We start from the raw sequence: 22,084 nt of genomic DNA, 5'->3' as shown, positions 1-22,084 counted from the left end.
TATATGCAGTATGCTTGTTTCTTTTTCTAAATGGGGAAAAGACGAAGAAATAAGGAAAGATAAATTAAGGCGCAACATTTTGACCGCTGTCATATTAAATGGCAGCGGTCAAAATGTTGCTTAAGAATTTTTTATGAGAGAACGTCTTAACTAGTAGAGTGATTTAGTGCTTGTTTCTAACCTCTACCAGCACATCCCTCATCTTCTCCAGCTCAACCTGTTTTACCGTAATCGTTTCTTCAAGCATTTTTTCATATATTTTCAAAATTAGCTGTCCGTATTGTGTTCCCGGTACTGCCCAGCGTCCATTTAAATTGATCCATCCAGGGGCAATCCCTCTTGTAACAAGGTCAAATCGGGGATCTACTTTTGAGTAAGTTGTCGGAAGCGGTTTACGATTGGCATATGCGTAAAGGTGCTGAATATGAGCAAGAACACCTTCTTCCGGTGTTGCAAAAGTGGCACCTCTCACCTCTCCACCTGTCGCACCGATGCCTGCATAGTTATTTTGACCTGGCTTTACCGTTCCTGTAAAACGAAAATAGTTTGTTTCGTGGATGGCCTGTGCAAATGCGACATCCCCTCTGACATTATAAGCTTCTCCAAGCTCTATATAATATTCACCAAGCAAAGGTGCATTCGGGTTAATCGTTTTGACGAAGGCATCAAGTTCTTCAGCTTTTAAAACGGAAGTGCCTTCAATGGATAGACCCTTCGGCATTGGAGTGTTTGGTGGAGCAGGCGGTGTAGGTGGTGTTGGAGGTGTGGGTTGTGGAGTCATAGTAGTTTCTACTAGTATGAATGCTTCAATTCCTAAGATCTTCATTTGGCCCACTATCTCTTCGGCGTTTTCCCTGTCATTAAATGCACCTACTTGAACACGGTAATAAGGTGCACCGTTTAAGGTCGTAGTTGCAATGAATGCTGTAATGCCCTTTTCCTGAAGGAATTTTAGCCTGGTGTCCGCATTTTTCCTTCCCAAAAATGAACCCGCAATTACTTTATACAAATTCGTAGTCACCTTCCTTGGCAGGGCCAAAGCTTTGGCAAGACCTTCCCCAATCGCAGTCGAAACATCCTCTTTAAAAGATTCATTCTGGATAAGCATTCGATCTTCGGTGTCATCAAGAAACAGGATTTCCAACAGAACAGATGGCATCGACGTTTCTCTTAATATATGAAAGTTCGCCGCTTTGATTCCTCTATCTCTTCTATTGTATTTACCTGTGACTACATTAATGACTTCCCTATGAACGATTTCTTGAAGAGTCATTGCTTGACTAGAAAAGTCATTACTGCCATTAAAACGAAAGCTTTCAAAGCCTGTTCCCCCACCAGCATTATGGTGAATAGAACAGAAATAGTCCGCCCCAACAGAATTTGCGAGATTTGACCTAGCCTCAAGACTAACCGTAGTGTCTCCCTCTCTTGTCATCATTACCTTCACTTCATATTCTTTTTCCAAATAGGTTCTCACACGTTTTGCAATATCTAAATTCTCTACTTTTTCCTGAAGCCTTTGAAACACAGCCCCCGGGTCCTGTCCACCATGACCAGGGTCTAATACAATCAATTTCATCTGATGATCCCCTCCTTATACTATAAAATATGCTAGAGTAGTAAAGGTGGTATAGGTGCATGAGGAGGGGCGAGAGCCAATTTTAAAATAGAGATTAGAAAAAACCATCCCAGGCTTAAATAGTCCAGAATGGTTTAAGTTAGTATTTATTATAAGATGTGATACCCGGAATCCACGTGAATATTTTCCCCTGTAATCCCGCGGGACAAGTTACTGAATAAGAACAACGCTGTGTCCCCGACTTCTTCTTGAGTTGTCACTCTGCGTAGTGGAGCAGTTTCTTCGATTTCTTTTAGAATGGAGTTAAAATCACTTACACCTTTGGCAGAAAGCGTACGGATTGGACCCGCGGAAATGGAGTTCACGCGGATTCCCACTTTACCAAGGTCATTGGCAAGGTACTTCACGCTTGCATCAAGACTCGCTTTTGCCACACCCATGACGTTGTAATTAGGAACCACTTTTTCGCCGCCAAGGTATGTTAATGTTACGATGCTTCCGCCATCTGTCATGATTTCTTTCGCTTCTTTAGCCACAGCAGTTAAAGAGTACGAGCTGATATTGTGCGCAAGTAAGAATCCGTCTCTAGTTGTATTCATGTAATCGCCTTGCAGCTCTTCTTTGTTGGCGAAAGCGATACAGTGCGCTACACCATGAATAGTGCCAACATCTTCTTTAATCTGTTGGAAGCACGTGTGCACTTCTTCGTCTTTTGTTACGTCACATGGAAGAACGATCGAGTCGTTTCTCTCTAGAGAATCTGCAAGTTCTCTTACGCTCTTTTCTAAGCGCTCACCAGCGTATGTGAACACAAGGCGCGCACCTGCGTCATGCAGAGAACGTGCGATACCCCATGCGATACTTCTTTTATTTGCTACTCCCATTACTACATATGTACGACCATCTAAGGATAAGTTCATTGGATATATATCCTCCTATTTATATAAGTTATTAGTACCTAGTCATAATTATAGCATATAGTTAATGAAATGCGAACTTATTCTTTTTAAAAGAAAAAGCAGCACAGGTATCTTCCCCCTGTACTGCTTTCTATAGAAATAAAACAAATCAATCATAATCCCTGCCAAGCAGTACTTCTTTAGGTATTTCCGTTCCGCGCGTTCCACGCGTATCTTCTTTTTCCTCACGTGGATAGAAAATGATAAAGCTTTCAGGGTTAATTTTTGCAAGTTTACCAGGGATCTTTTCCAATTGCGGATGCCAGCCGGTCGTCCCTCTTCTAGCGCTCAAAACAACTACTAGGTCATCTGGCTGCAGGGTCGGCAATTTGTTTTCATAGAGCGCCGTCCAACCTTCCACCCATTCCACAATCGTAGGCGGATTTGGTTTGATTTCGCGCATATGCGCTTTATAAACATCTGGGAATCCCTTAATCACATAACATTGAATGGTTGCACCAAGATTGCTGGCAATTAATTTTATTGTGGCTAATGCATCCCAATACCCCGGTTTATGGTCAATCCCTTTTGGAAGAATCAACACAATCCGCTTCGTCGTATTCAACGGGTGGCCAAGCTTAGAAATCAACACTGAAACATTTGTCTGATCCAGGACCTGGTCAATGACACCACCAAAAATTTTCTGAGGGGCCGTACGTTCTCCGTTCCAGCCTGCAACAAGGGTGGTAATCCGTTCTTCGGCGATGGCGCGGTTAATACCGATTGCAATGTTTCGATCTACCCTTGTCGTCACGCGGATAGGCACATCCGCTCCACTGGAATAAGAAACCGCTTGACCAAGCATTTTCTCCGCTTTTGCAACATCTCCATCTGCACCCCACATGTCCCGCTGCACTACACTTAGCGCATATAACGGATGCTCGACAGAATTAGATTGTCGGATGACAAAAGCAAGATCCATCAAGGACTCCATCGTATTTGGGTTGGCAATCGGAATCAAGATTCGCTCTAGTACGTCCCCTTTTTGAACAGGCATCATTTCTTCTTCGAGTGCGAGTTTGCGTCCATATTTTTCAACCAAATATGGACCAACAATACATGTAATCAAAATCATGATGATGACACCATTGACGGTCGCCTGGTCCAACAGTCCGACATTAAATCCGACAAGTGTGGCTGCAAGCGTTGCAGCTGCCTGAGGAGTCGTAAGTCCGAATATGACCATTTTTTCATCTTTAGTATATTTGTAAAATTTACTCGTTAGCGCCGCCGCAATATACTTACTAAACAGTAGCCCAAGCACGATAGCAATCGTTAACACCCAAGCTTTAGCATTGCCGAAAAGTACACTTAAATCCATCAACATTCCGACCGATAACAAGAAAAACGGAATGAAAATGCTGTTTGCTGTAAATCGAATTCTGTTCATCAGTGGTCCTTGGTCAAAGATGAAACGGTTGAGGGCAAGCCCCACTAAAAATGCACCGATAATCGGCTGCAGACCTGCAATAAGCGCCAAGGATCCTGCTGTGAAAAGCATGACCATGACATAAATAAACTCACCTGTTCCCTCAGTCGCAATGTTTCGGAAAAACCACCTTGAAAGGTAAGGCGTCCCCAAGAATATAATTGCAACAAAAACAATCAAGGAGAAAGTCAATTTTACACCAAAATAAATATCTAGTTCGCCCGCTGCTGCACCTGTGATGACTGCCAGCACCAATAAGGCAAATGTATCCGTTAAAATACTGCCGCCAACTGCGGTGGTGATAGCTTTACTTTTCCCAATTCCTAGACGGCTGGCAATCGGATAACCTAAGAGTGTATGGGATCCGAGTATGGACCCAATTAAGATAGCTGCTGCCACAGTGTATCCAAGCAGCAGGCTGATGACTGTCCCAACCACTAACGGAATCCAGAATGAAAGCATCCCATATACGATGCTGCGGTTCCGGTATTTTTTAAAACCATCCAAATCCATTTCAAGTCCAGCAATGAACATAATGAAAAGCAAACCTACTGTTCCTAAAAGTTCAATCGTTGAGCTTCTCTCTAATATTGCCAACCCGTTAGGTCCAATAATGACACCCGCCAAAATTGGCCCAATCAAACCCGGTATACGCAACAATTTCATGAAATAGGGAAAAATGAAAAAGATGATCATGGCTATTGTAAATATTAACACCGGTTCCTTTATTGGTAATTCAAACATGCTATCTTCCCCGATCAGTTCTTTTTTGTAGGTAATAAGCAAAAATTATATCACGTTTTCACTGTGCTAATACAGCAATCCGATAAATTCTTAATGTAAAATTTACAATAATGGTAGAATGAAGATATTAACAATAGTATGAACTTTTTCCTTTTTTCTCACTCATTTGTATGGAGAAACTGGGATAGATATGTATATAAAAGGAGTGTTTTAGATATATGAAAATAGATGTCATTGGTGATATTCATGGGTGCATAGAGGAGTTTAAGTCTCTTCTAACAGAATTGGGCTACTCGGAGGTCAATGGTCTATATAAACATACTGAGGGAAGAAAACTTGCTTTTGTTGGGGATCTTACTGACCGTGGGCCTGACTCCATCGGTGTAGTGAAAATTGTTTTTGCTTTGGTCGAAGCGGGACTTGGCTACTATGTACCGGGAAATCATTGCAACAAGTTGTATCGTTTTCTTTTAGGTAACAAAGTTCAGCATACGCATGGATTGGAGACGACCGTTGCGGAATTTGAGGCGCTTTCTGGCGCTGGGCAGGAACGTTTCCGGCAGATGTTTATTAAACTGTACGAGGATTCGCCACTCTATCAGGTGTTGGATGAAGGCAAGCTAGTTATAGCGCATGCCGGCATTAAGAAAGAATACATAGGCCAGCAGGGTAAGAAAGTAAAAACATTTGTCCTGTACGGCGATATTACAGGCGAGTCTCACGAGAACGGCATGCCTGTCCGCCGTGACTGGGCTCAGGAATATGATGGCGACGCTTGGATTGTCTATGGCCATACGCCAGTTCGAGAAGTGAGAATTGTTAATAACACCGCGAATATAGATACAGGTTCAGTCTTTGGCGGGAAGCTTTCTGCATTGCGTTATCCTGAAATGGTGACAGTTTCTGTAGAATCGGGAATGCCGTTTGTGAAGGAGAAATTTCGGGAGTTGTGGGATTGAGGGAGCCATCTGATGGCGGATGGATCGGCGGTTGATTTTTGCTGGAACTGTTGCGGGCTGAACGCCGGGGCGGAGGAAATGAGACAGCAACGATGGTAATCCGCCACCTCGGTTAGCCCCCAAAAGTAGTGTTTTACTCCATCTGTCGAAAATCAGAACTTTTCGGGCGATTCCTAATTTCCACCAGCACCACGTTGCCCTCTCCTTCTCGCCGGACAGCGAGCCAGCCAAAAAAAGAAAACTGACATCCCTCTGGAACGTCAGCTCTCCCCCAATACTTTTTTCATATCCTTCGGCAACGAGCATCGAAACGTCATTTCCCGCTCTTTCACCGGATGAAAGAAACTTAACTCACAGCTATGCAACGCCTGGCGTGACATTCCAGCAACATCAGAACCTCCGTATAAACTATCTCCCAGCAGCGGATGGCCTATATAAGCCATATGCACGCGGATTTGATGGGTGCGCCCAGTCTCCAAGCGCAACGTTACATGACTCCAATCTGATCCAATACGAAGCACCTCATAATGAGTAACCGCACGCTGTCCGTCATCACGGACTTCGCGCTCAATGATACTCGAATCCTTCCGACCTATCGGTGCATCCACCTTACCGCCAGCAGAGCTTGCCTCACCTGTCAACTCCCCGTGCACCAACGCCTCATACCGCCTCTTCACGCCGAACTCCTTCTGTTGTAACGAAAAAAGATGATGCGCATGACGGTGCTTGGCAATGAGCATCAATCCTGATGTATCTCGATCCAATCGAGTTACAATATGGATCGTTGCGCAGATTTCCTTTAACTGATAGTAGCCAAGCACTGCATTGGCCAGTGTACCATGGCGATGCTCTCGTGAAGGGATTGATGCCATCCCAGCAGGCTTGTTCACCACTAGTACATACTCATCCTCAAATACGATATCTAAAGGGATGGCTTCTGCTATAAGGTCTTCACTCGGCTCTTCTTTTGGAAAAAACACTTCAACCGTATCGCCTTTGTGCAGAACGTATCGCACAGTAACGGCGCTGCCATTTACATGCAGCGCCCCACCGTTGAATTTTATATCGATCAATGCTCCTTTGGAAATTTGTTTTTCTTTTAAAAAGTCCCTAAGAAGCTTGTTCTCATCCTGCTGACCTACTTGAAAGCTAAGACAAAATTGTTCCATACAAAACCAGTCCTCTTATTTATCCGTAATAAATGAATCGCTAACCCGTTTCCAGAAAGGGAAAGGACGGAAGCGTGCAAAGCGAATTTTCTCTTTTGCCACACGAGATTGAATAGACTTTACATCTTTATGTAGCAACGTCAAATGGTCGATGGTAATTTGATAATCGACATCATTTACTGGCTTTAACAGACAGGTGTGATGCTGCGGTAACACAAGTGGTGACCCGATGGTACGGAACACCCTGTTATTAATGGAAGCCATCTCTGCTAGCTGAATAGCAGGTAGGGATGGATGCAAAATCGCTCCTCCCAATGCTTTATTGTAGGCGGTGCTTCCAGAAGGAGTGGAAATGCACAAGCCGTCACCGCGGAATGTTTCGAATAATTGCCCCTTAATCTCCACATCCATCACCAATGTACCTTCTACACTTTTCACCGTACATTCATTTAATGCTAAGTAACGTGCTTCTCTACCTCCATCAAGATAGCGGATGATCACTTCCAATAAAGGATATTCCACTATTTGATATGGAGTCTTGGCAATCGCAATGACCAGTTTCTCAATTTCTTCCGGCACCCAATCGGCGTAAAATCCTAAGTGACCGGTATGGACTCCGATGAATGCAGTCTTATCAAGGCGGCTGCGGTAGCGATGGAACGCGTAAAGAAGTGTCCCATCACCCCCGACAGAAACAACCAAATCAGGTTGATCTTCATCATACGTCAAATCAAAATCCTGCAAGTAGGTCCTCATCTTGTGCATCAATGTGTTAGACACCGAGTCCCCTTTGGAGGTTATGGCAAATTTCATAATCCCACCCCTTTAGTTAGTCCGAATCCAGCTCTTTTTTACGAGAGAAGATCGCTTGTGCTTCTTGGATTTCTCCTCGAATTTGCGACATTTCCGCGTCAAGAAGATATGCCGCTTCTGCTGCACGCACAAGTCTTTCTTTTATATCTTGCGGAAATTGGCCGCTATATTTGTAGTTCAGCGAGTGCTCGATAGTTGCCCAGAAATTCATGGCAAGTGTCCTGATCTGAATCTCTACAAGGATTTTCTTTTCGCCTTCAATCGTTTGTACGGGATAACGGACGACCACATGATAGGAACGATACCCGCTGTTTTTTCGTGAGGAAATATAATCTCGTTCTTCGACAATTTCAAAGTCATTGCGAATCCGGAGAATTTCCACCACTCTATGTATATCATCCACAAACTGACACATCATGCGGACACCTGCAATGTCCTGCATTTCATCTTCCAGCTTTTCAAGGGAAATCCCTTTGCGTGTCGCTTTATCCAAAATACTTGCGATCGGCTTGACCCTTCCCGTAACAAATTCGATAGGAGAGTGCTCCGATTGCATCTTAAATTGCCCGCGCATCCCCTTTAATTTCACTTTCATTTCATCTATTGCCTGTTTATAAGGCGCTAAAAACAAATCCCAGTGTTGTATCATAATTGGCCAAACCCCTTAAAAAATCTCGTTTACTCTTCTCTCCATCTCTTCACCGTAATTGGCGTTGTCTCTAATGTTTTCTATTAAATACCCTATTTCTTCTTCTATGTTTGTCAGCAATAATGCCGTCTTGTCCACTACAAGTACAATTGCTTTTTTATCTTGCAATGCCTGTTTTACATCATTCCAGAAATCATCCTTGATGCTTACATAGATAAATTCAGTCGCGGTCTCCAGTTTATAAATAAATGCGAGATTGTCTGAATCCACCAGCATTTGATTGCTCGCAGACACCTGATCAAGCGGAAAAGAAACAGAATCCGCCTCTAGCAAAAGTTGTTGTTCATTCCATGTTGTTTTCTTGATTTCAATTCTTTTTTGCATAATAATCTCCTTCCAACCTAAATCCTACTCATATATTATCATAATTCCCTTCCTGCAACGAAATGGAAACCTAACTTTTTACCAAAAAATTGTGTTTCATGATTCCTAGAAGAATGCACTTAAACATTGCCTTCCCTCCGAAAGCAAGTAATAATAGAAGTATATCAATTAGGAGAGGTAAAACTATGACTAACCAAGAAATCGAAATTGAATTTAAAAATTTATTGACCTTTGATGAATTTACGTCTCTCTGTTCGGCATTTAAAGTAAAATCAGATGATTTTTTCACGCAGGAAAACCATTATTTTGACACGCCTGGGTTTGCACTGAAGGAAAAAGGCTGTGCTCTTCGCGTTCGAAAAAAAGGAGACACATTTACGCTCACCTTAAAACAACCTGCTAAAGAAGGGCTTCTAGAAACACACCAGGTTGTGACAGAAGATGAATTTGTAGCTATGAAAAACGCAAAGACTGGATTAATAAATGGTATTATCGCCAATATTTTAAACGACGAGCTTAGTATCACCCCATCTGAAGTAATCTACTTTGGTTCGTTAAAAACAAACCGCGCCGAGCTTTCTTACAAAGACGGATTGTTAGTATTGGATGAAAGCAATTACATGGATACTAGCGACTTTGAGCTAGAATATGAAGTAAACAATTATGCACAAGGCGAAAAACTGTTCCACGAACTGCTGGAAGCATACGGAATCCCTCTTCGGGAAACGAAAAATAAAATTGTAAGATTTTACGAGGCAAAAGCCTGTTCACTTACAGGAGAAGGGGACCAAAAATGAACGTAGAACAGCTAAGGTCTATGATGCAACTTCAAGCTTTACAAGGATTAGAAAACAAGAAACACAATAACTCAAGTTCATTCTCTACTGTGTTGGCGGGAATGATGACTACTGACACTGTTAATTCCTCGCTCTCTGGTCAGCATTCATTTTCTCATCCATTGAATTCCGCAATGCTTTCCATGAATGCAAGCTTGTTGGAAGCGGAAATTGGTAAAAATACAGCTCCTCTTCATGCTACTGGCTCAGTTAGGGAAAATATGAGTGTGGCTAGAAAATCAGATTATGAAGATATTATCGAGGAAGCTTCTATAAAATATGGAGTAGACCCGAAATTAATTAAAGCAATCATTCAACAAGAATCAAGCTTCAATCCATCGGCGGTTAGCCATGCAGGAGCAGCAGGTTTGATGCAACTTATGCCTCTAACGGCAAAAGGACTCGGCGTCACGAATGCGATGGATCCGAGGCAAAATATTATGGGTGGTACAAAATACCTCCGTCAGATGCTAGACAAGTATGATGGCAACCTAACACTAGCCCTGGCCGCCTACAATGCCGGCCCAGGAAACGTAGACAAATACAACGGAATCCCTCCCTTCAAAGAAACCATGAACTACGTCCGCAAGGTTACTGGGAACTATCAGGCTTAAATTTCATTAAAAAACACCGCGCATGCTTTTGAAAATCTCACGCGCGGTGTTTTTATTTTGCCTATGAAAATGAAGCGTAGTCTATAGCTGTTGATTGGAGCAAAACGCGAAGACTCCTGCGGGGAAGTAACGGTAGATTGAGACCCCGCAACGAAGTGAGGAGGCTCAAGCACCGTCCCGCGGAAAGCGAAGCCATTTGCGGAAATCAACAGCGTTGTTTAACCAATCCTCTCCCTTTTTTCCCTATTTTTTGCAAGGGTGGAATCGAATTGTTTGAGATATAATAACCACATTGCTAAAATATACATACAATCGTTACTTTAGATATAAGGAGTTAAAAATGATGGATAACATACAATCACCTTTTGAAACTGTTGGCGGAGAGCAAGTTATTGACGAACTTGTAGACGCATTTTACGATCGTGTAGGTCGCCATCCCAGTTTAGCTCCTATTTTCCCGAATGATTTGACGGAAACAGCAAGGAAGCAAAAGCAATTTCTTACCCAATATTTAGGAGGACCACCTCTGTATACAAGTGAGCACGGGCACCCGATGTTACGTGCACGCCATATGCCTTTTGAAATTACCCCAAAGCGTGCGAAAGCATGGCTTGCATGTATGGAAGAGGCAATGGAAGAAGTGGGACTTGAGGGTTCATATCGAAAAGAATTTTTTCAGCGTTTAGTACTAACGGCTCAACATATGATCAATACCCCAGACAAACCTGAAGAAAAGGAAGATTCATGTGACCTGTAATGATAAGAAATTATTTTATTTACAAAACATACAGCATACTACCAATAAACCAATAGAAATTTACTTCTTTATCGACCCACTCTGCCCGGAATGCTGGGCATTGGAACCGATGCTAAAGAAGTTATATGTGCAGTACGGACAGTACTTTACCATCAAGCATATTGTCACAGGGCAATTGACATCCCTCAATCTTGCCAAAAAACATTATGCTGCCTCGATGGCACAAGTGTGGGAACGCACGGCAACCCGCTCCGGCATGTCCTGTGATGGTTCCTTGTGGCTTGAGAATCCGATTGAATCTCCCTATGTTGCATCCATTGCAATTAAAGCAGCCGAGCTTCAAGGACGTAAGGCAGGAATCAAGTATCTGAGAAAGCTACAAGAGGTACTGTTCCTAGAGAAACAGAATATCTCAGAACTACCTGTTTTGATGGAATGTGCAGAGTCGGTTGGACTCGACATGGAAGAGTTCGAAAAGGATATGAACGGGGATTGTGCATCCAAAGCGTTGAATTGTGATTTCAAAATCACTAATGAAATGGACGTATCCGAGATCCCTACTCTTGTATTCTTTAACGAAAATATTGAAGAAGAAGGCATCAAGGTTTCCGGCTATCACTCCTATGAAGTGTATGTGCACATTTTGCAAGACATGCTGGGGGAACAGCCATTTCCTAAGATGTTGCCGCCTTTAGAGGACTTCTTGTCGCAGTTTTCGTTTGTGGCTACAAAGGAAATATCCGTTGTCTATAATTTGCCGATTGTGGAAGTGGAGCATGAGTTGAAGAAGCTTCAGCTGGCACAGCGTGTAGAGAAGGTTCCCGTGAAGCATGGGACGTTTTGGAGATATATTGCGAATTGATTTAGAAAGAATTAAAAAACCGGAAAGACAAACTAATGATGTTTGCCTCTCCGGTTTTTATTTTTGGAGCAACTTCTTAAGCTATTAAGGTCGAAAAAGTTGTCTTTAATTTTAGATTTTAGCGAATAGCCCGTATTTTTTATTTTCGCCCGAAAGCTATTGAAAATCGCCCGTAATTTCAAAAAATCGCCCGTAATAGTCTAATTATCGCCCGATTCGCAATTTGGGGACTACATTATTCCGGCTGCGCCAGTTTGAGACTAAGTTGTTTTACAAATAGGAAAAGCCCCGGTCAACGGGACCAGGGCTAATCTATTGTCATTAAAGACAACAAAGGGGATGGGAGAAATTTTTCACGGTCAAACAAAGGGGTATATGTTTGTTTGTGAATCGTTTCACAGTTATAAATATATCAGATGCCAGCGGCTTTTGACAAGAGGTTAGACCTCTATTTCACAACTTTGTCACAAACGATTTTTTTTGTAATGGATTCTTCCCCTTTTACGTACATATAGCTAGTAGAGGTACAAGTCTATTTGAAAGGAGCAGCCTCCATGTCAAAAATCACATTCATATTCTGCATCGCGTTTATCCTGTTCAGCTTATTTATTAATGTCCTTGGACTTATGAAGCTGTACCCGATCTATTTAACCTCTCCCGTACTATTCTTTTCTATATTCCTGCTGATCGCACTACTGAATAATCAGCGACGATTTAAAGGATTTAAATAACCCCTCAAAAAAAACCACCTCATCACAAGGTGGTCCCTCTTCAAAATATTAGGAAAGCAACTCTTCCATTTCTTTCAACTTCTCTTCAAATACCTTACAAGCTTCTTCAATCGGGTTGGATTGTGTCATATCGACTCCAGCCTTTTTCAACACTTCGATTGGATAATCGGAGCTACCCGCTTTCAAGAATTCAAGATAACGGTCAACAGCAGGCTGTCCTTCTTCAAGGATCTGCTTGCTTAGAGCAGTTGCTGCACTGTAGCCTGTCGCATATTGATATACATAGTAATTATAGTAGAAGTGAGGGATTCTCGCCCACTCTAAACCGATTTCCTCATCAATCGTGATGTTTTCACCAAAGTATTTCTTGTTCAGTTCATAGTATGTTTCTGTTAGAAGGTCAGCAGTCAATGCCTCACCATTTTGAGCAAGCTCATGAATCTTGTGCTCAAATTCAGCAAACATCGTTTGACGGAATACTGTGCCCCGGAAGCCTTCTAAATAGTGATTTAACAAGTACAGACGCTTTTTGTCATCGTCCACTGTTTTTAATAGATAATCATTTAGTAATGCTTCGTTGCATGTCGATGCTACTTCTGCCACAAAGATGGAGTAGTTTCCATACGGATATGGCTGCGTTTTTCTTGTATAGTAACTGTGTACGGAATGGCCAAATTCATGAGCAAGCGTGAACAGGTTATTCACGTTATCCTGCCAGTTCATTAAGATATAAGGGTTTGTGCCGTAAGTTCCAGAAGAATAAGCTCCAGATCGCTTCCCTTTGTTCTCTTGAACGTCTACCCATCTATTATCAAAACCTTCTTTAACAATATCCAGGTACTCCTGACCTAGTGGAGCAAGGCCTTTAAGCAAGTAATCTTTTGCTTCCTCATAAGAAACCTTCATGTTCGCTTCTTTAATTAGAGGAGTGTACAGATCATACATATGCAGCTCTTCAACACCAAGCACTTTTTTGCGAAGATCCACATAACGGTGCAATAGGTGCAAGTTTTTATTAATTGTGTTCACCAGGTTATCGTAAACAGTTTCAGGGATATTGTTGTTGCTTAGTGCAGCTTGACGTGCAGAATCATAATTACGGACTTTCGCTTGGAAGTTGTCCTTTTTCACCGCACCACCTAATGTGCTGGAGAATGTGTTGCGATAGCTTCCGTATGTTTCATACACAGCTTTAAATGCATTTTTTCTCACTTCTTGATCTTCGCTTTCTAGAAAGCGAATGTATCGGCCATGTGTGATTTCAATTTCTTCCCCGTTTTCATCTTTTACAGATGGGAAAGTAATGTCTGCATTGTTTAGCATTCCAAACGTGTTGGAAGAAGCGGATAGCACTTCAGAAGCTTCTGCTAATAATGCTTCCTCTTTCGCAGACAGCACATGCGGACGTTGGCGATTAATTTCATCTAAAGAGTGTTCGTATAAGGCAAGTTCTTTATTTTCTTGCAGGAATTTGGCAATGTCTTCTTCTTTCATCGTCAAAATTTCTGGCACCACAAAAGAAAGCGCGCTTGCCACTTGTGTATAAAGGTTGGTTGCACGGTCGTTTAATCCTTGGTAGAAGGAGTTGGTAGTATCTTGATCGTAACGCATATGTGCATATGTATATAGCTTCCCTAATCGACCTGAGATGGAATCCTGGTACTGCAATGCTTCAAATAATGCATCAGCAGATTCTGATAATTTCCCCTCGTAATCCTTTATCTTGCCGATCATTCCTTTAACTTCTTGAAACTCTTTTTCCCATGCCTCATCACTTGAGAAAATATCCTCTAATCTCCATGTATCTTCTACGGAAATGTCTTTACGTTCTTGTAATTTCTTAACAGCAGTTTGTTCCGCCATCGTTAAACCTCCTTTAAAAATAAAAAGTGCATCCTTTTAACTATTCGACACGTGCTTATTATTCCCTTTTTTGTTTTATTAATCTTAAGATTGTTTTATATGCAACAAGTATTCCAAGATGATGCGGTCCTGCTTGCATGCCTCCTCCATGGACAAATAAGGCAGTTCCTTTTTTATTTTCCGATAAACTACTGGCGTTTCCCGCTTTAATGCCCCAATAGAAACGAGAGCGTCTAAATATTCCACTACGGCATCTTCATAAGACCCCGTCTTAACAAGTGGCAACTCTCTTAATATTATGTGCGAACTTTTAAACCGCCTTTTAAAATTTTGCAAAACGGTTGGAACGTGAATAATGGAATGTAAGGGAGTGTGGTATATAGAATCGAAGTAGAGCCATGCCTGCCATTCAATGACAGGTGTATGCAGTCTATAAAAAGAAGGAACAGGGAGACCGATTTCTGCTGGAAACAACGAAAGAGGAATCTGCATTTTAGAGTAACAATATTTTCTTAAATAATTGTGCGGTTTATAGAGGGAATAACTATATCGCCATTTTTTCTTATAGTGAAGAAAATGCTCTTTCCAAGAGTCATGATCGATGTTTAGGAAGTTAGGCTGCTCCAACCAGCTCTTACTTGCCATGATGGAAATATAGGTGGTAGACGTATTTATGGAAAATGACGGGCAGAGGTAATAAAATAAAGAAGTTTTGGGACAAAAACTGAGGATGTATGGCGGACTTCGTGGAGTAAATCTTTGTAGGAATTCCCATTGGAAAGGAGAAAACTTCATTTGCGGTTGTATGTTTCCTAGTTTTTCTTTTCCAAGAATCCATATCGGCTTGATGTTTGCGCGTTCATAAAGTTGGGTCCTCTTACTAAACTCTGATTTGGATATGGTGGAACATTGAAATTCGAAGGCATACTTTCGATTCTCTGCTTCCATGTATACATCCGCTCTTTGATTTGTGGTCGAGATATAATGTTCCAGGGTGATTTTATCATTAGAGTGGAGAAGGCTTTCATACAACTTGGCTTTGCCTTCAAGGTGGTAGGTGGTTTCTGATTCTGAGGAAGCATTGCAGGAGTCGTTCATGTGGGCAAAATGTACTTTTCTTACCTGTCCATGTTTTATTTGGAGCGTTCTATGACACGCTGGACAGAAAAACTGCTCCCCTTTTGTCAGGTGCTCCACATCTTCTCGGCTCTTCCAATCCAGTAACGAGAAAAAAGATCCGTCTTTTCTTTTAGCAACAAACATTCCAACACACCTTTCGCTAAATAATTTTACACCACTATACCATTCGCCATACTTTGACAAATTCCTTCAATAAATACAATAAAAAAATAACTACCCGTTCCTTTTTAACTTTAAACTTTAGATAATTGGTTAATCACCGCTGTTAATTTCCACAAATGGCTTCGCTTTCCGCGGGACGGTGCCTTGAGCCTCCTCACAACGCTTCAGGGGTCTCAACCTACCGTTATTCCCCCGCTGGAGTCTACGCCATTTGCTCCAATCCTCAGCTGAGTATCACATAAACGATACGTTAATGCTTACTCCGTTAAAACAGTTAGATTGCTATTCATAAACCCGTCATTGAATGAAATCACCTTGTTGATTGTAGTGGAAGGCGCGCAGACGCCCGCGGGAGGAAGGGACAGGTGAGACCCCGCAGGCTGCAAAGCCGAGGAGGCTCACGGACCGCCCGCAGGCAAGCGAAGCGCCTGGAACGGAAATCAACAGTATTATAAAAAATCTTACAATCAAAAAAAGCCGGAAAGAAATCCTCCGGCTTTTACAGTAATGGGGACGCCAACCTAGCTAAGGATTCAAATACCTTTTGATAAAAAGGACGGTTGGCAAATGCCTCTTTTGCAATAGGTTTCGCATCATGCAGATCTTGCTCATAATCATCTACAAGAGTCTGCACACTTTCGGTATTGTAAAGAAACGCATTCACTTCAAAATTGAGATGGAAGCTTCGCATATCCATGTTTGCAGTTCCGATAGAAGCAACTTGTTCATCGACCACCACCACTTTACTGTGCAGGAAGCCTTTTTCGTATTGAAAAATCTTCACCCCTGCATCCATCATTTCAGGAAAATAGGATCTAGAAGCATAGTAAACGATTCGTTTATCAGGTCGTTTCGGGACCAATAACCGGACATCCAGGCCACTTAGCGCTGCCACCTTCAATGCCGTGAAAATATCATCATCAGGAACAAAGTAAGGCGAGGCGATCCAAATGGATTTACGGGCAGAAGTTATCATCGAAAAGTATAAACTTTTGATAACCTCCCATTCCTGATCAGGTCCTCCAGCAATCATTTGAACTCCACCATATTTTTTTCTGTCTTCATTCGCCAAGGCAGGAGTCAAATAGCTCGGGGTAAGCAGAGATTCATCCGTTGCATAATACCAGTCTTGCAAGAATATTAACTGCAGTGTCCTAACTGCTTCCCCTCTCACATAAAGGTGGGTATCCCGCCAGAATCCGAAATACTCATCGCGTCCAAGGTACTCATCCCCAATATTCAGACCGCCCACAAAGCCTACGTCTCCATCCACCACAATGATCTTTCGGTGATTACGGAAGTTAATCTTGTTATTAAACACAGGTACCCTTACAGGGGAGAAAGAGACGATTTCCACTCCAGCCGCTCGGAGCTCCTTTATGTATTTACTGCCTAATTGAAAACTTCCCACTGCATCAAACAGAAATCTTACCTGTACACCGCTTTTAGCTTTTTCAATTAATAGATCTTTGATTTGAGAACCTATCTCGTCATCTCTTACAATATAGTATTCAAAATGAATATGGTGTTTTGCTTTGCTGATTTCTTCTAGAATCCTGGTAAATGTCTGATTTCCGTTAGTCAACACTACCGTTTGCGTATCAAAAGAAATGGGACTTCTTCCGATGTTCTGTGAGAGTTGAAAGATTCCTTTTTTACTTTCGTCCAAGAGTCGCATATCTTGTTCCGTGTATTCTCTTGTTCCTTCCACTTCTTCCAGAACTTCTTTGTCCAGAAGGGCTTTTCTTTGAAAAAGCCTGCGCTTCCTTACATTTCGGCCAAATATTAAATAAAAGAAAAAACCGAGTACCGGAAAACTTCCCAAGACAACCAGCCAGGTGAGCGTTCTAGTCGGGTGTCTATTTTCAAGAGAAATTAAAAATGCGATAAAGACGACAGATATCGTAAAAAATATTGAAATGGATCCTAGCAACCAGCCTTCCCAAAGTCCTTGGGTCGCAAATAAAACGGCACCAATCACAAGTATAAATACAATAACCCGAATGGTATTTTTCAACAGACTCACTTCTCCTCTATCCTAAAGAGCACTCGCCAATTCTTTCTATATGTAATAATCGATATTTTAATCGGAAAAAACCGATTTCAACATTGTGAAATCGGCCTTCCATTATTTTAGAGGAAAATGTTTCGTCATTTCCTTCATTGCATCGTCCTTGGCAACTTCCGAACCATATTCTTGAAGACGGTGAATGGAGATGGCTGATTCTTCCCCATACTCGAGTAATACGCTTAGCACATTGTCAATCTCTTCGTCTGTATAATGCTCACTCGAGAAATCAACATATAAATAGTAGTTTTTCTCGTAAAAGTACAGATGGTTGCTTAAATTTTCTAAGTGTTGCAGTCGGTGACTCGCCGAAATTATATACTCGAGATCTCTGAACCGGACCATAAATTGCAGAAGGTCTTTTTCCTCATCCAGTTTATCGTCTTTTGCTTCATCTGTTTTTGCTGGAGAATTAAAGTGCTGATCTAAAAGCGCTTCTATCCGCTCATCAACAGGTATGTCAATTCGCTTGTCCTCTGACACCGGTACTTCGAAGTTCTTTCCATCTTTAGATAACTGAGCACGGGTAACGATGACCTCCAATCCCTTATCAAGGGCCTGAACTTGTATCCACAGCGGTCCTTCCACCATGAAATCCTCTTCATCATGGGCTTCATCCATCATTTCCCAAAATAGTTCTTCACTACGCTCGCGGTTATACCAGATTTCTTCGCGGTCAAATCCACGTTCCTCTATATCACCATATGAAATATAAAACTTTACGGTATGATCATTAATTCTTTCTATTTCCATTCTTAACAACTCCCTTCTGATTCGGTAAATGATAAGCGTGCTCTCTTGCAAACAAATCTCATGTGAGAAATGCCAGTCTCTTATTGTCCGCTTCTCATTTTCCTCCGTCTTTCCTTGGAAGGGACCCTCCACAAATTTCTTATACCTTATTGTTACAATTTATCCATTTAGCATAGCGAGTAAACCTAAAATCTATGCAAAGATGAGCAAATGCGGCTGGTTCCGGTCCATTTAAGCAAAACATAGATTGTGATACATCTCTATTCAGAGATGAGTAATGACCTCAAGTACCTAGCCTGTAGCTAGACCATGACCGCAGCATATAAAAAGAACATTGTACTAACAAGAGTGATACTTGTACTTTTATTTTATGATAAAAAAAGGAAGAATGGAAACAAAAATGCTCACATTTTCAAAAATCGTTAAAATGCCTATCTAACATTTTTACAAACCCCCAGACTTGCTCTTTCATCCATTTTTTCTGGCATAATCTCTCTTCTTGGCCACTATATTTATAGAGGACTGGGACAAGAAGGGGCGATAAAGTGGAACTGGAACTGATAACTTCCATACTAATCATCATTGGCATCGATATTGTACTCGGCGGAGATAATGCCATAGTGATAGCACTAGCATGTCGCAATCTTCCAGAGCGGCACCGTAACAAAGCAATCATAATCGGTACTCTTCTCGCAATTGTGTGCAGAATCTTACTCACCATCTGTGCCGTATATCTGTTGGCTATTCCGTTTCTTCATTTTATCGGAGGAGTATTATTGGTTTATATAGCAGCGCAGTTAATCCTAGATCAAGGAAACGAAACAATTGTTGAGGGCAGGCACTCCCTTGGTGCTGCCATTAAAACAATTGTGGTTGCCGATATCGTGATGGGAATAGACAATGTTATGGCTGTTGCAGGTGCTGCACATGGTAATTTTTATTTGGTGATCATTGGCCTGGTATTTTCCATACCTATAATTATATGGGGGAGTAAGATTATATTAGTGGCAATGGAGAAATATCCTATAATTATCTATTTTGGTGCAAGTATTTTGTGTTATACGGCCGGAAAGATGATTATTTTTGAGCCTAAGGTTGCTGTAATGCTCCCTGCCGGTGAGTGGCAGTCGTTTTTCCCGTATGTGCTAATTCTGGGTATGTTGTTTTTTACTGGATTATATAAAAGACAGTTTCTTAAAGTACGTTGAATAAGTTGCTGCTTAAACGCTTATTGATTTTCGTTCAAGGGTGTTCGCTTATCGACGGTGCTTGAGCCTCCTCGGCTTCGCCTGTGGGGCCTCAAGCTACCGTTTCTCCCCCGCTGGAGTCTCACACCTTGCACTTCAATTAATAAGGAGATTTTAGAGATAAAAAAACTTCTACATGCGATGATGCATGTAGAAGTTTTTTGTTTATATTAGCTGTTAACTAATCGTTGTGCTTCTCTCAATTGGAAGGTTCTTACTTTTCTTGGTAAGAATCGACGAATCTCATCTTCGTTGTACCCTACTTGTAGTCGTTTTTCGTCTATGATGATAGGTCTTCTTAATAGACCAGGGTGTTCTTTAATAACAGAATATAATTCTTGCAGTGGCATTGCCTCCACATTTATATTCAGCTTTTGGAAGATTTTAGATCTAGTTGAGATGATCTCATCTGTTCCGTCTTCCGTCATTCGTAAGATCTCTTTAATCTCATCAATAGATAAGGATTCAGAGAAAATATTTCTTTCTGTATATGGAATATTATGTTCTTCTAACCAATGTTTTGCTTTACGACAAGAAGTACAACTTGGAGATGTATATAGGGTTACCATGAACTTTCCTCTCCTTTTATCTAGTATTATTCGAAAGAACATGCTGAACGTTTCTAATTGTGAATCGCTCTCAATTTGAAATTACTCTAAAGAAGTAATCTCTATTGATTATTATACACGATTTCCGACTAAAAAGGTATAGTATTTTAAAAGTCGGACAAGTTGTCACAGCATGTTCAAATTTTCTTTTTTCATTAACTGCTCTAACGCCCTTTAGATTTCCGTTCCAGGTGTTCGCTTTCCTAGAGGCGGTGCTTGAGCCTCCTCACTTCGTTGCGGGGTCTCAACCTACCGCTATCTCCCTCAGGGGTCTCACACCTTGCACTACAATCTAAAGGGGAAATCTAATTGTACATTTAAATAATTTTACTTACTGCTTTGCTTACATCTATTCAGACGTTTGGTTGGGCTTGAAGGTTTCATATAAATGAAATTAGTTCTCATTATTTTTTTGGTGTTCACAAAGTGGTAACATTTTTGTTGTTTCAATATTCCTTCGATAGTTAGGATTTGTAAGGGTTTGTAATACATGTTAGTTTTATAATTAGACAAGATAAGTATGAGGTGATATATGTTGAAAAAATATTGGCTGCTTCCTGCCATGTTCGTACTCTTATTTTCAACTGCTTGCAGTCAAAAAGAGATTACAAGCCAGAATACAGAGTCCAATAAGATACCTGTAACGATTGCTGAAGTTACGGAAAAAAACATCAGCAACACAATCGAATTGGTCGGACTGGCTGTACCGGAAACACAAGTACCACTCCTAACTACCTCCCCCCTTACCGTTGAATCTGTTCATGTGAAAATTGGAGATATAGTAAAAAAGGGCGATTTAATTGTTTCATTGGATTCTGATGCTGCAACCGAACAAGTAACGCAGGCTCAGAGTGCAGTAACAGAGCTAGAAAATGCCCTTTCAAAAATGAAAGAAATGCAAGAGGCAGCTGAAAATCAGGCCTCTGTTTCTGATATACCCAAGTTGCAAGAAGAATTAAACCAAAGTTTAGAAAAATCTCAAGCTCTATTGGATGGCGTTGACACAGGGGCTGTTACTTCACTTGATTTGGTTCAAAGCACAGTGGATGTGATGGTCAAACAGGCACAGCTTGCGACAGCTGCGAGCCAAGTCCAGCAAATGCCTACCTTTAACACCATGGAAGTGGAAGCTCAATTAAGTCAGGCTAGACAAGGGCTGAAGCAAGCACAACAAATGGCAGATGCGACTTCGATTACAAGCCCGATTGACGGAATTGTTTCTGAATTAAATGTAGTAAACGATGGCATTGCCTCTCCAAATGTTCCGATTGGAACGATTATTCAGTTACACAATATAGCTGCAACTTTCCAAGTGAATAGTTATCAAGTAAGTAAATTAAAGGCCGGGCAAGATGCGACTATTAACTTTGAGGGATTGGCAGATTCGTTTGAATCAAAGATTGAGACAGTCTCTCCAACCGTCAACCAACAGACGAATATGTTTTCTGTCACCATTCCTGTCAGCAATACTGATTTAGCAATCAAAGGTGGAATGAGAGCCACTGCATATGTAGCCGTTGATAACCTAGAAGCTCAAACTGTCGTACCAATGGACGCCATTTTATATGAAGAGGAAAATCCTTATGTGTATGTCATTGAAGAAAATAAAGCGGTGAGACAAGAAGTTCAAACCGGTTTCCGTGACAATGAATTTATGCAGATTCTAAAAGGAGTTTCTAAAGGCCAGAAAGTTGCCGTAAACGGAAAAGAAAGATTAAAAGACGGTGCAGAAATAACTGAACAAAGTGAGTGAGCCTA

At 41.5% G+C, this 22,084-nt stretch carries 20 protein-coding genes; 8 read left to right on the top strand and 12 right to left on the bottom strand.

The genetic code is table 11. From position 1 onward, the window contains the following. Window positions 1-163 precede the first annotated feature (163 nt). From LC091_RS14440 to LC091_RS14430, 3 genes are all read right to left on the bottom strand, one after another. A complete protein-coding gene (locus LC091_RS14440) occupies window positions 164-1,579 on the bottom strand; it encodes an N-acetylmuramoyl-L-alanine amidase (RefSeq protein WP_226682714.1) in 1,416 nt (471 codons plus the stop codon). Between the two features lie 149 nt (window positions 1,580-1,728). Then, window positions 1,729-2,499 carry an enoyl-ACP reductase FabI gene (fabI, locus tag LC091_RS14435; RefSeq protein WP_226682713.1) on the bottom strand — a complete coding sequence of 257 codons (771 nt, stop codon included), beginning with the start codon at window positions 2,497-2,499 and terminating at the stop codon, window positions 1,729-1,731. Window positions 2,500-2,647: 148 nt separating this feature from the next. Next, on the bottom strand, window positions 2,648-4,711 hold the full coding sequence (locus tag LC091_RS14430) for a cation:proton antiporter domain-containing protein (protein ID WP_226682712.1): 2,064 nt from the start codon (window positions 4,709-4,711) through the stop codon (window positions 2,648-2,650). A 218-nt stretch (window positions 4,712-4,929) separates the two neighbouring features. Between LC091_RS14430 and prpE the strand changes: the two genes are divergently transcribed. Beyond that, on the top strand, window positions 4,930-5,670 hold the full coding sequence (prpE, locus tag LC091_RS14425; protein WP_226682711.1) for a bis(5'-nucleosyl)-tetraphosphatase PrpE: 741 nt from the start codon (window positions 4,930-4,932) through the stop codon (window positions 5,668-5,670). 260 nt (window positions 5,671-5,930) lie between these two features. On the opposite strand, the gene LC091_RS14420 is transcribed toward prpE, so the two are convergent. Genes LC091_RS14420 through LC091_RS14405 form a run of 4 tightly spaced genes read right to left on the bottom strand, consistent with a single transcriptional unit; the run spans window position 5,931 to window position 8,685 of the window. Continuing rightward, window positions 5,931-6,839, bottom strand: a complete 909-nt coding sequence (locus tag LC091_RS14420; RefSeq protein ID WP_226682710.1) for an RluA family pseudouridine synthase — start codon at window positions 6,837-6,839, stop codon at window positions 5,931-5,933. Between the two features lie 15 nt (window positions 6,840-6,854). Next, window positions 6,855-7,652, bottom strand: a complete 798-nt coding sequence (locus tag LC091_RS14415) for an NAD kinase (protein ID WP_226682709.1) — start codon at window positions 7,650-7,652, stop codon at window positions 6,855-6,857. Between the two features lie 16 nt (window positions 7,653-7,668). Then, the gene (locus LC091_RS14410; protein WP_148978613.1) at window positions 7,669-8,301 is read right to left on the bottom strand and encodes a GTP pyrophosphokinase; all 633 of its coding nucleotides are present in this window, start codon (window positions 8,299-8,301) and stop codon (window positions 7,669-7,671) included. Window positions 8,302-8,316: 15 nt separating this feature from the next. Next, entirely contained in the window at window positions 8,317-8,685 is a 369-nt protein-coding gene (locus LC091_RS14405) for a UPF0738 family protein (RefSeq protein WP_226682708.1), read from the bottom strand. A 185-nt stretch (window positions 8,686-8,870) separates the two neighbouring features. On the opposite strand from LC091_RS14405, the gene LC091_RS14400 reads away from it, so the two are divergent. From LC091_RS14400 to LC091_RS14380, 5 genes are all read left to right on the top strand, one after another. After that, window positions 8,871-9,482: a CYTH domain-containing protein gene (locus LC091_RS14400; protein ID WP_226682707.1), complete on the top strand. Its 612-nt coding sequence runs from the start codon at window positions 8,871-8,873 to the stop codon at window positions 9,480-9,482. Continuing rightward, entirely contained in the window at window positions 9,479-10,135 is a 657-nt protein-coding gene (locus LC091_RS14395) for a lytic transglycosylase domain-containing protein (RefSeq protein WP_264179327.1), read from the top strand. Before LC091_RS14400 ends, LC091_RS14395 begins: the two co-directional genes overlap by 4 nt. Before the next feature lie 340 nt (window positions 10,136-10,475). After that, window positions 10,476-10,892, top strand: a complete 417-nt coding sequence (locus LC091_RS14390; protein WP_226682706.1) for a globin domain-containing protein — start codon at window positions 10,476-10,478, stop codon at window positions 10,890-10,892. Beyond that, window positions 10,882-11,754 carry a ClpXP adapter SpxH family protein gene (locus LC091_RS14385; RefSeq protein WP_226682705.1) on the top strand — a complete coding sequence of 291 codons (873 nt, stop codon included), beginning with the start codon at window positions 10,882-10,884 and terminating at the stop codon, window positions 11,752-11,754. The genes LC091_RS14390 and LC091_RS14385 overlap by 11 nt, the downstream gene beginning before the upstream one ends. Window positions 11,755-12,308: 554 nt before the next feature. Next, entirely contained in the window at window positions 12,309-12,485 is a 177-nt protein-coding gene (locus tag LC091_RS14380) for a hypothetical protein (protein WP_226682704.1), read from the top strand. Between the two features lie 48 nt (window positions 12,486-12,533). Here the strand turns inward: LC091_RS14380 and pepF are convergent, their stop codons facing one another. From pepF to mecA, 4 genes are all read right to left on the bottom strand, one after another. Continuing rightward, window positions 12,534-14,348 carry an oligoendopeptidase F gene (gene pepF, locus LC091_RS14375; RefSeq protein ID WP_226682703.1) on the bottom strand — a complete coding sequence of 605 codons (1,815 nt, stop codon included), beginning with the start codon at window positions 14,346-14,348 and terminating at the stop codon, window positions 12,534-12,536. Between the two features lie 84 nt (window positions 14,349-14,432). Then, window positions 14,433-15,611, bottom strand: a complete 1,179-nt coding sequence (locus LC091_RS14370) for a competence protein CoiA (RefSeq protein WP_226682702.1) — start codon at window positions 15,609-15,611, stop codon at window positions 14,433-14,435. A gap of 538 nt (window positions 15,612-16,149) precedes the next feature. After that, the gene (gene cls / locus LC091_RS14365; RefSeq protein WP_226682701.1) at window positions 16,150-17,667 is read right to left on the bottom strand and encodes a cardiolipin synthase; all 1,518 of its coding nucleotides are present in this window, start codon (window positions 17,665-17,667) and stop codon (window positions 16,150-16,152) included. 111 nt (window positions 17,668-17,778) lie between these two features. Then, window positions 17,779-18,471: an adaptor protein MecA gene (gene mecA, locus LC091_RS14360; RefSeq protein ID WP_226682700.1), complete on the bottom strand. Its 693-nt coding sequence runs from the start codon at window positions 18,469-18,471 to the stop codon at window positions 17,779-17,781. A 545-nt stretch (window positions 18,472-19,016) separates the two neighbouring features. On the opposite strand from mecA, the gene LC091_RS14355 reads away from it, so the two are divergent. After that, entirely contained in the window at window positions 19,017-19,679 is a 663-nt protein-coding gene (locus LC091_RS14355) for a TerC family protein (RefSeq protein WP_226682699.1), read from the top strand. A 209-nt stretch (window positions 19,680-19,888) separates the two neighbouring features. On the opposite strand, the gene spxA is transcribed toward LC091_RS14355, so the two are convergent. Then, window positions 19,889-20,287, bottom strand: a complete 399-nt coding sequence (gene spxA / locus LC091_RS14350; protein WP_226682698.1) for a transcriptional regulator SpxA — start codon at window positions 20,285-20,287, stop codon at window positions 19,889-19,891. Window positions 20,288-20,858: 571 nt separating this feature from the next. Here spxA and LC091_RS14345 point away from each other — a divergent pair. Beyond that, complete coding sequence (locus LC091_RS14345; protein WP_226682697.1) at window positions 20,859-22,079, top strand: efflux RND transporter periplasmic adaptor subunit; 1,221 nt, start codon at window positions 20,859-20,861, stop codon at window positions 22,077-22,079. Window positions 22,080-22,084: the final 5 nt, after the last annotated feature.

Source organism: Sutcliffiella horikoshii (genome assembly GCF_020524325.1).
GTDB lineage: Bacteria > Bacillota > Bacilli > Bacillales > Bacillaceae_I > Sutcliffiella_A > Sutcliffiella_A horikoshii_D.
The sequence above is the reverse complement of the archived record's forward strand: the minus strand, read 5'-3'. Positions and strand labels throughout refer to the sequence as shown.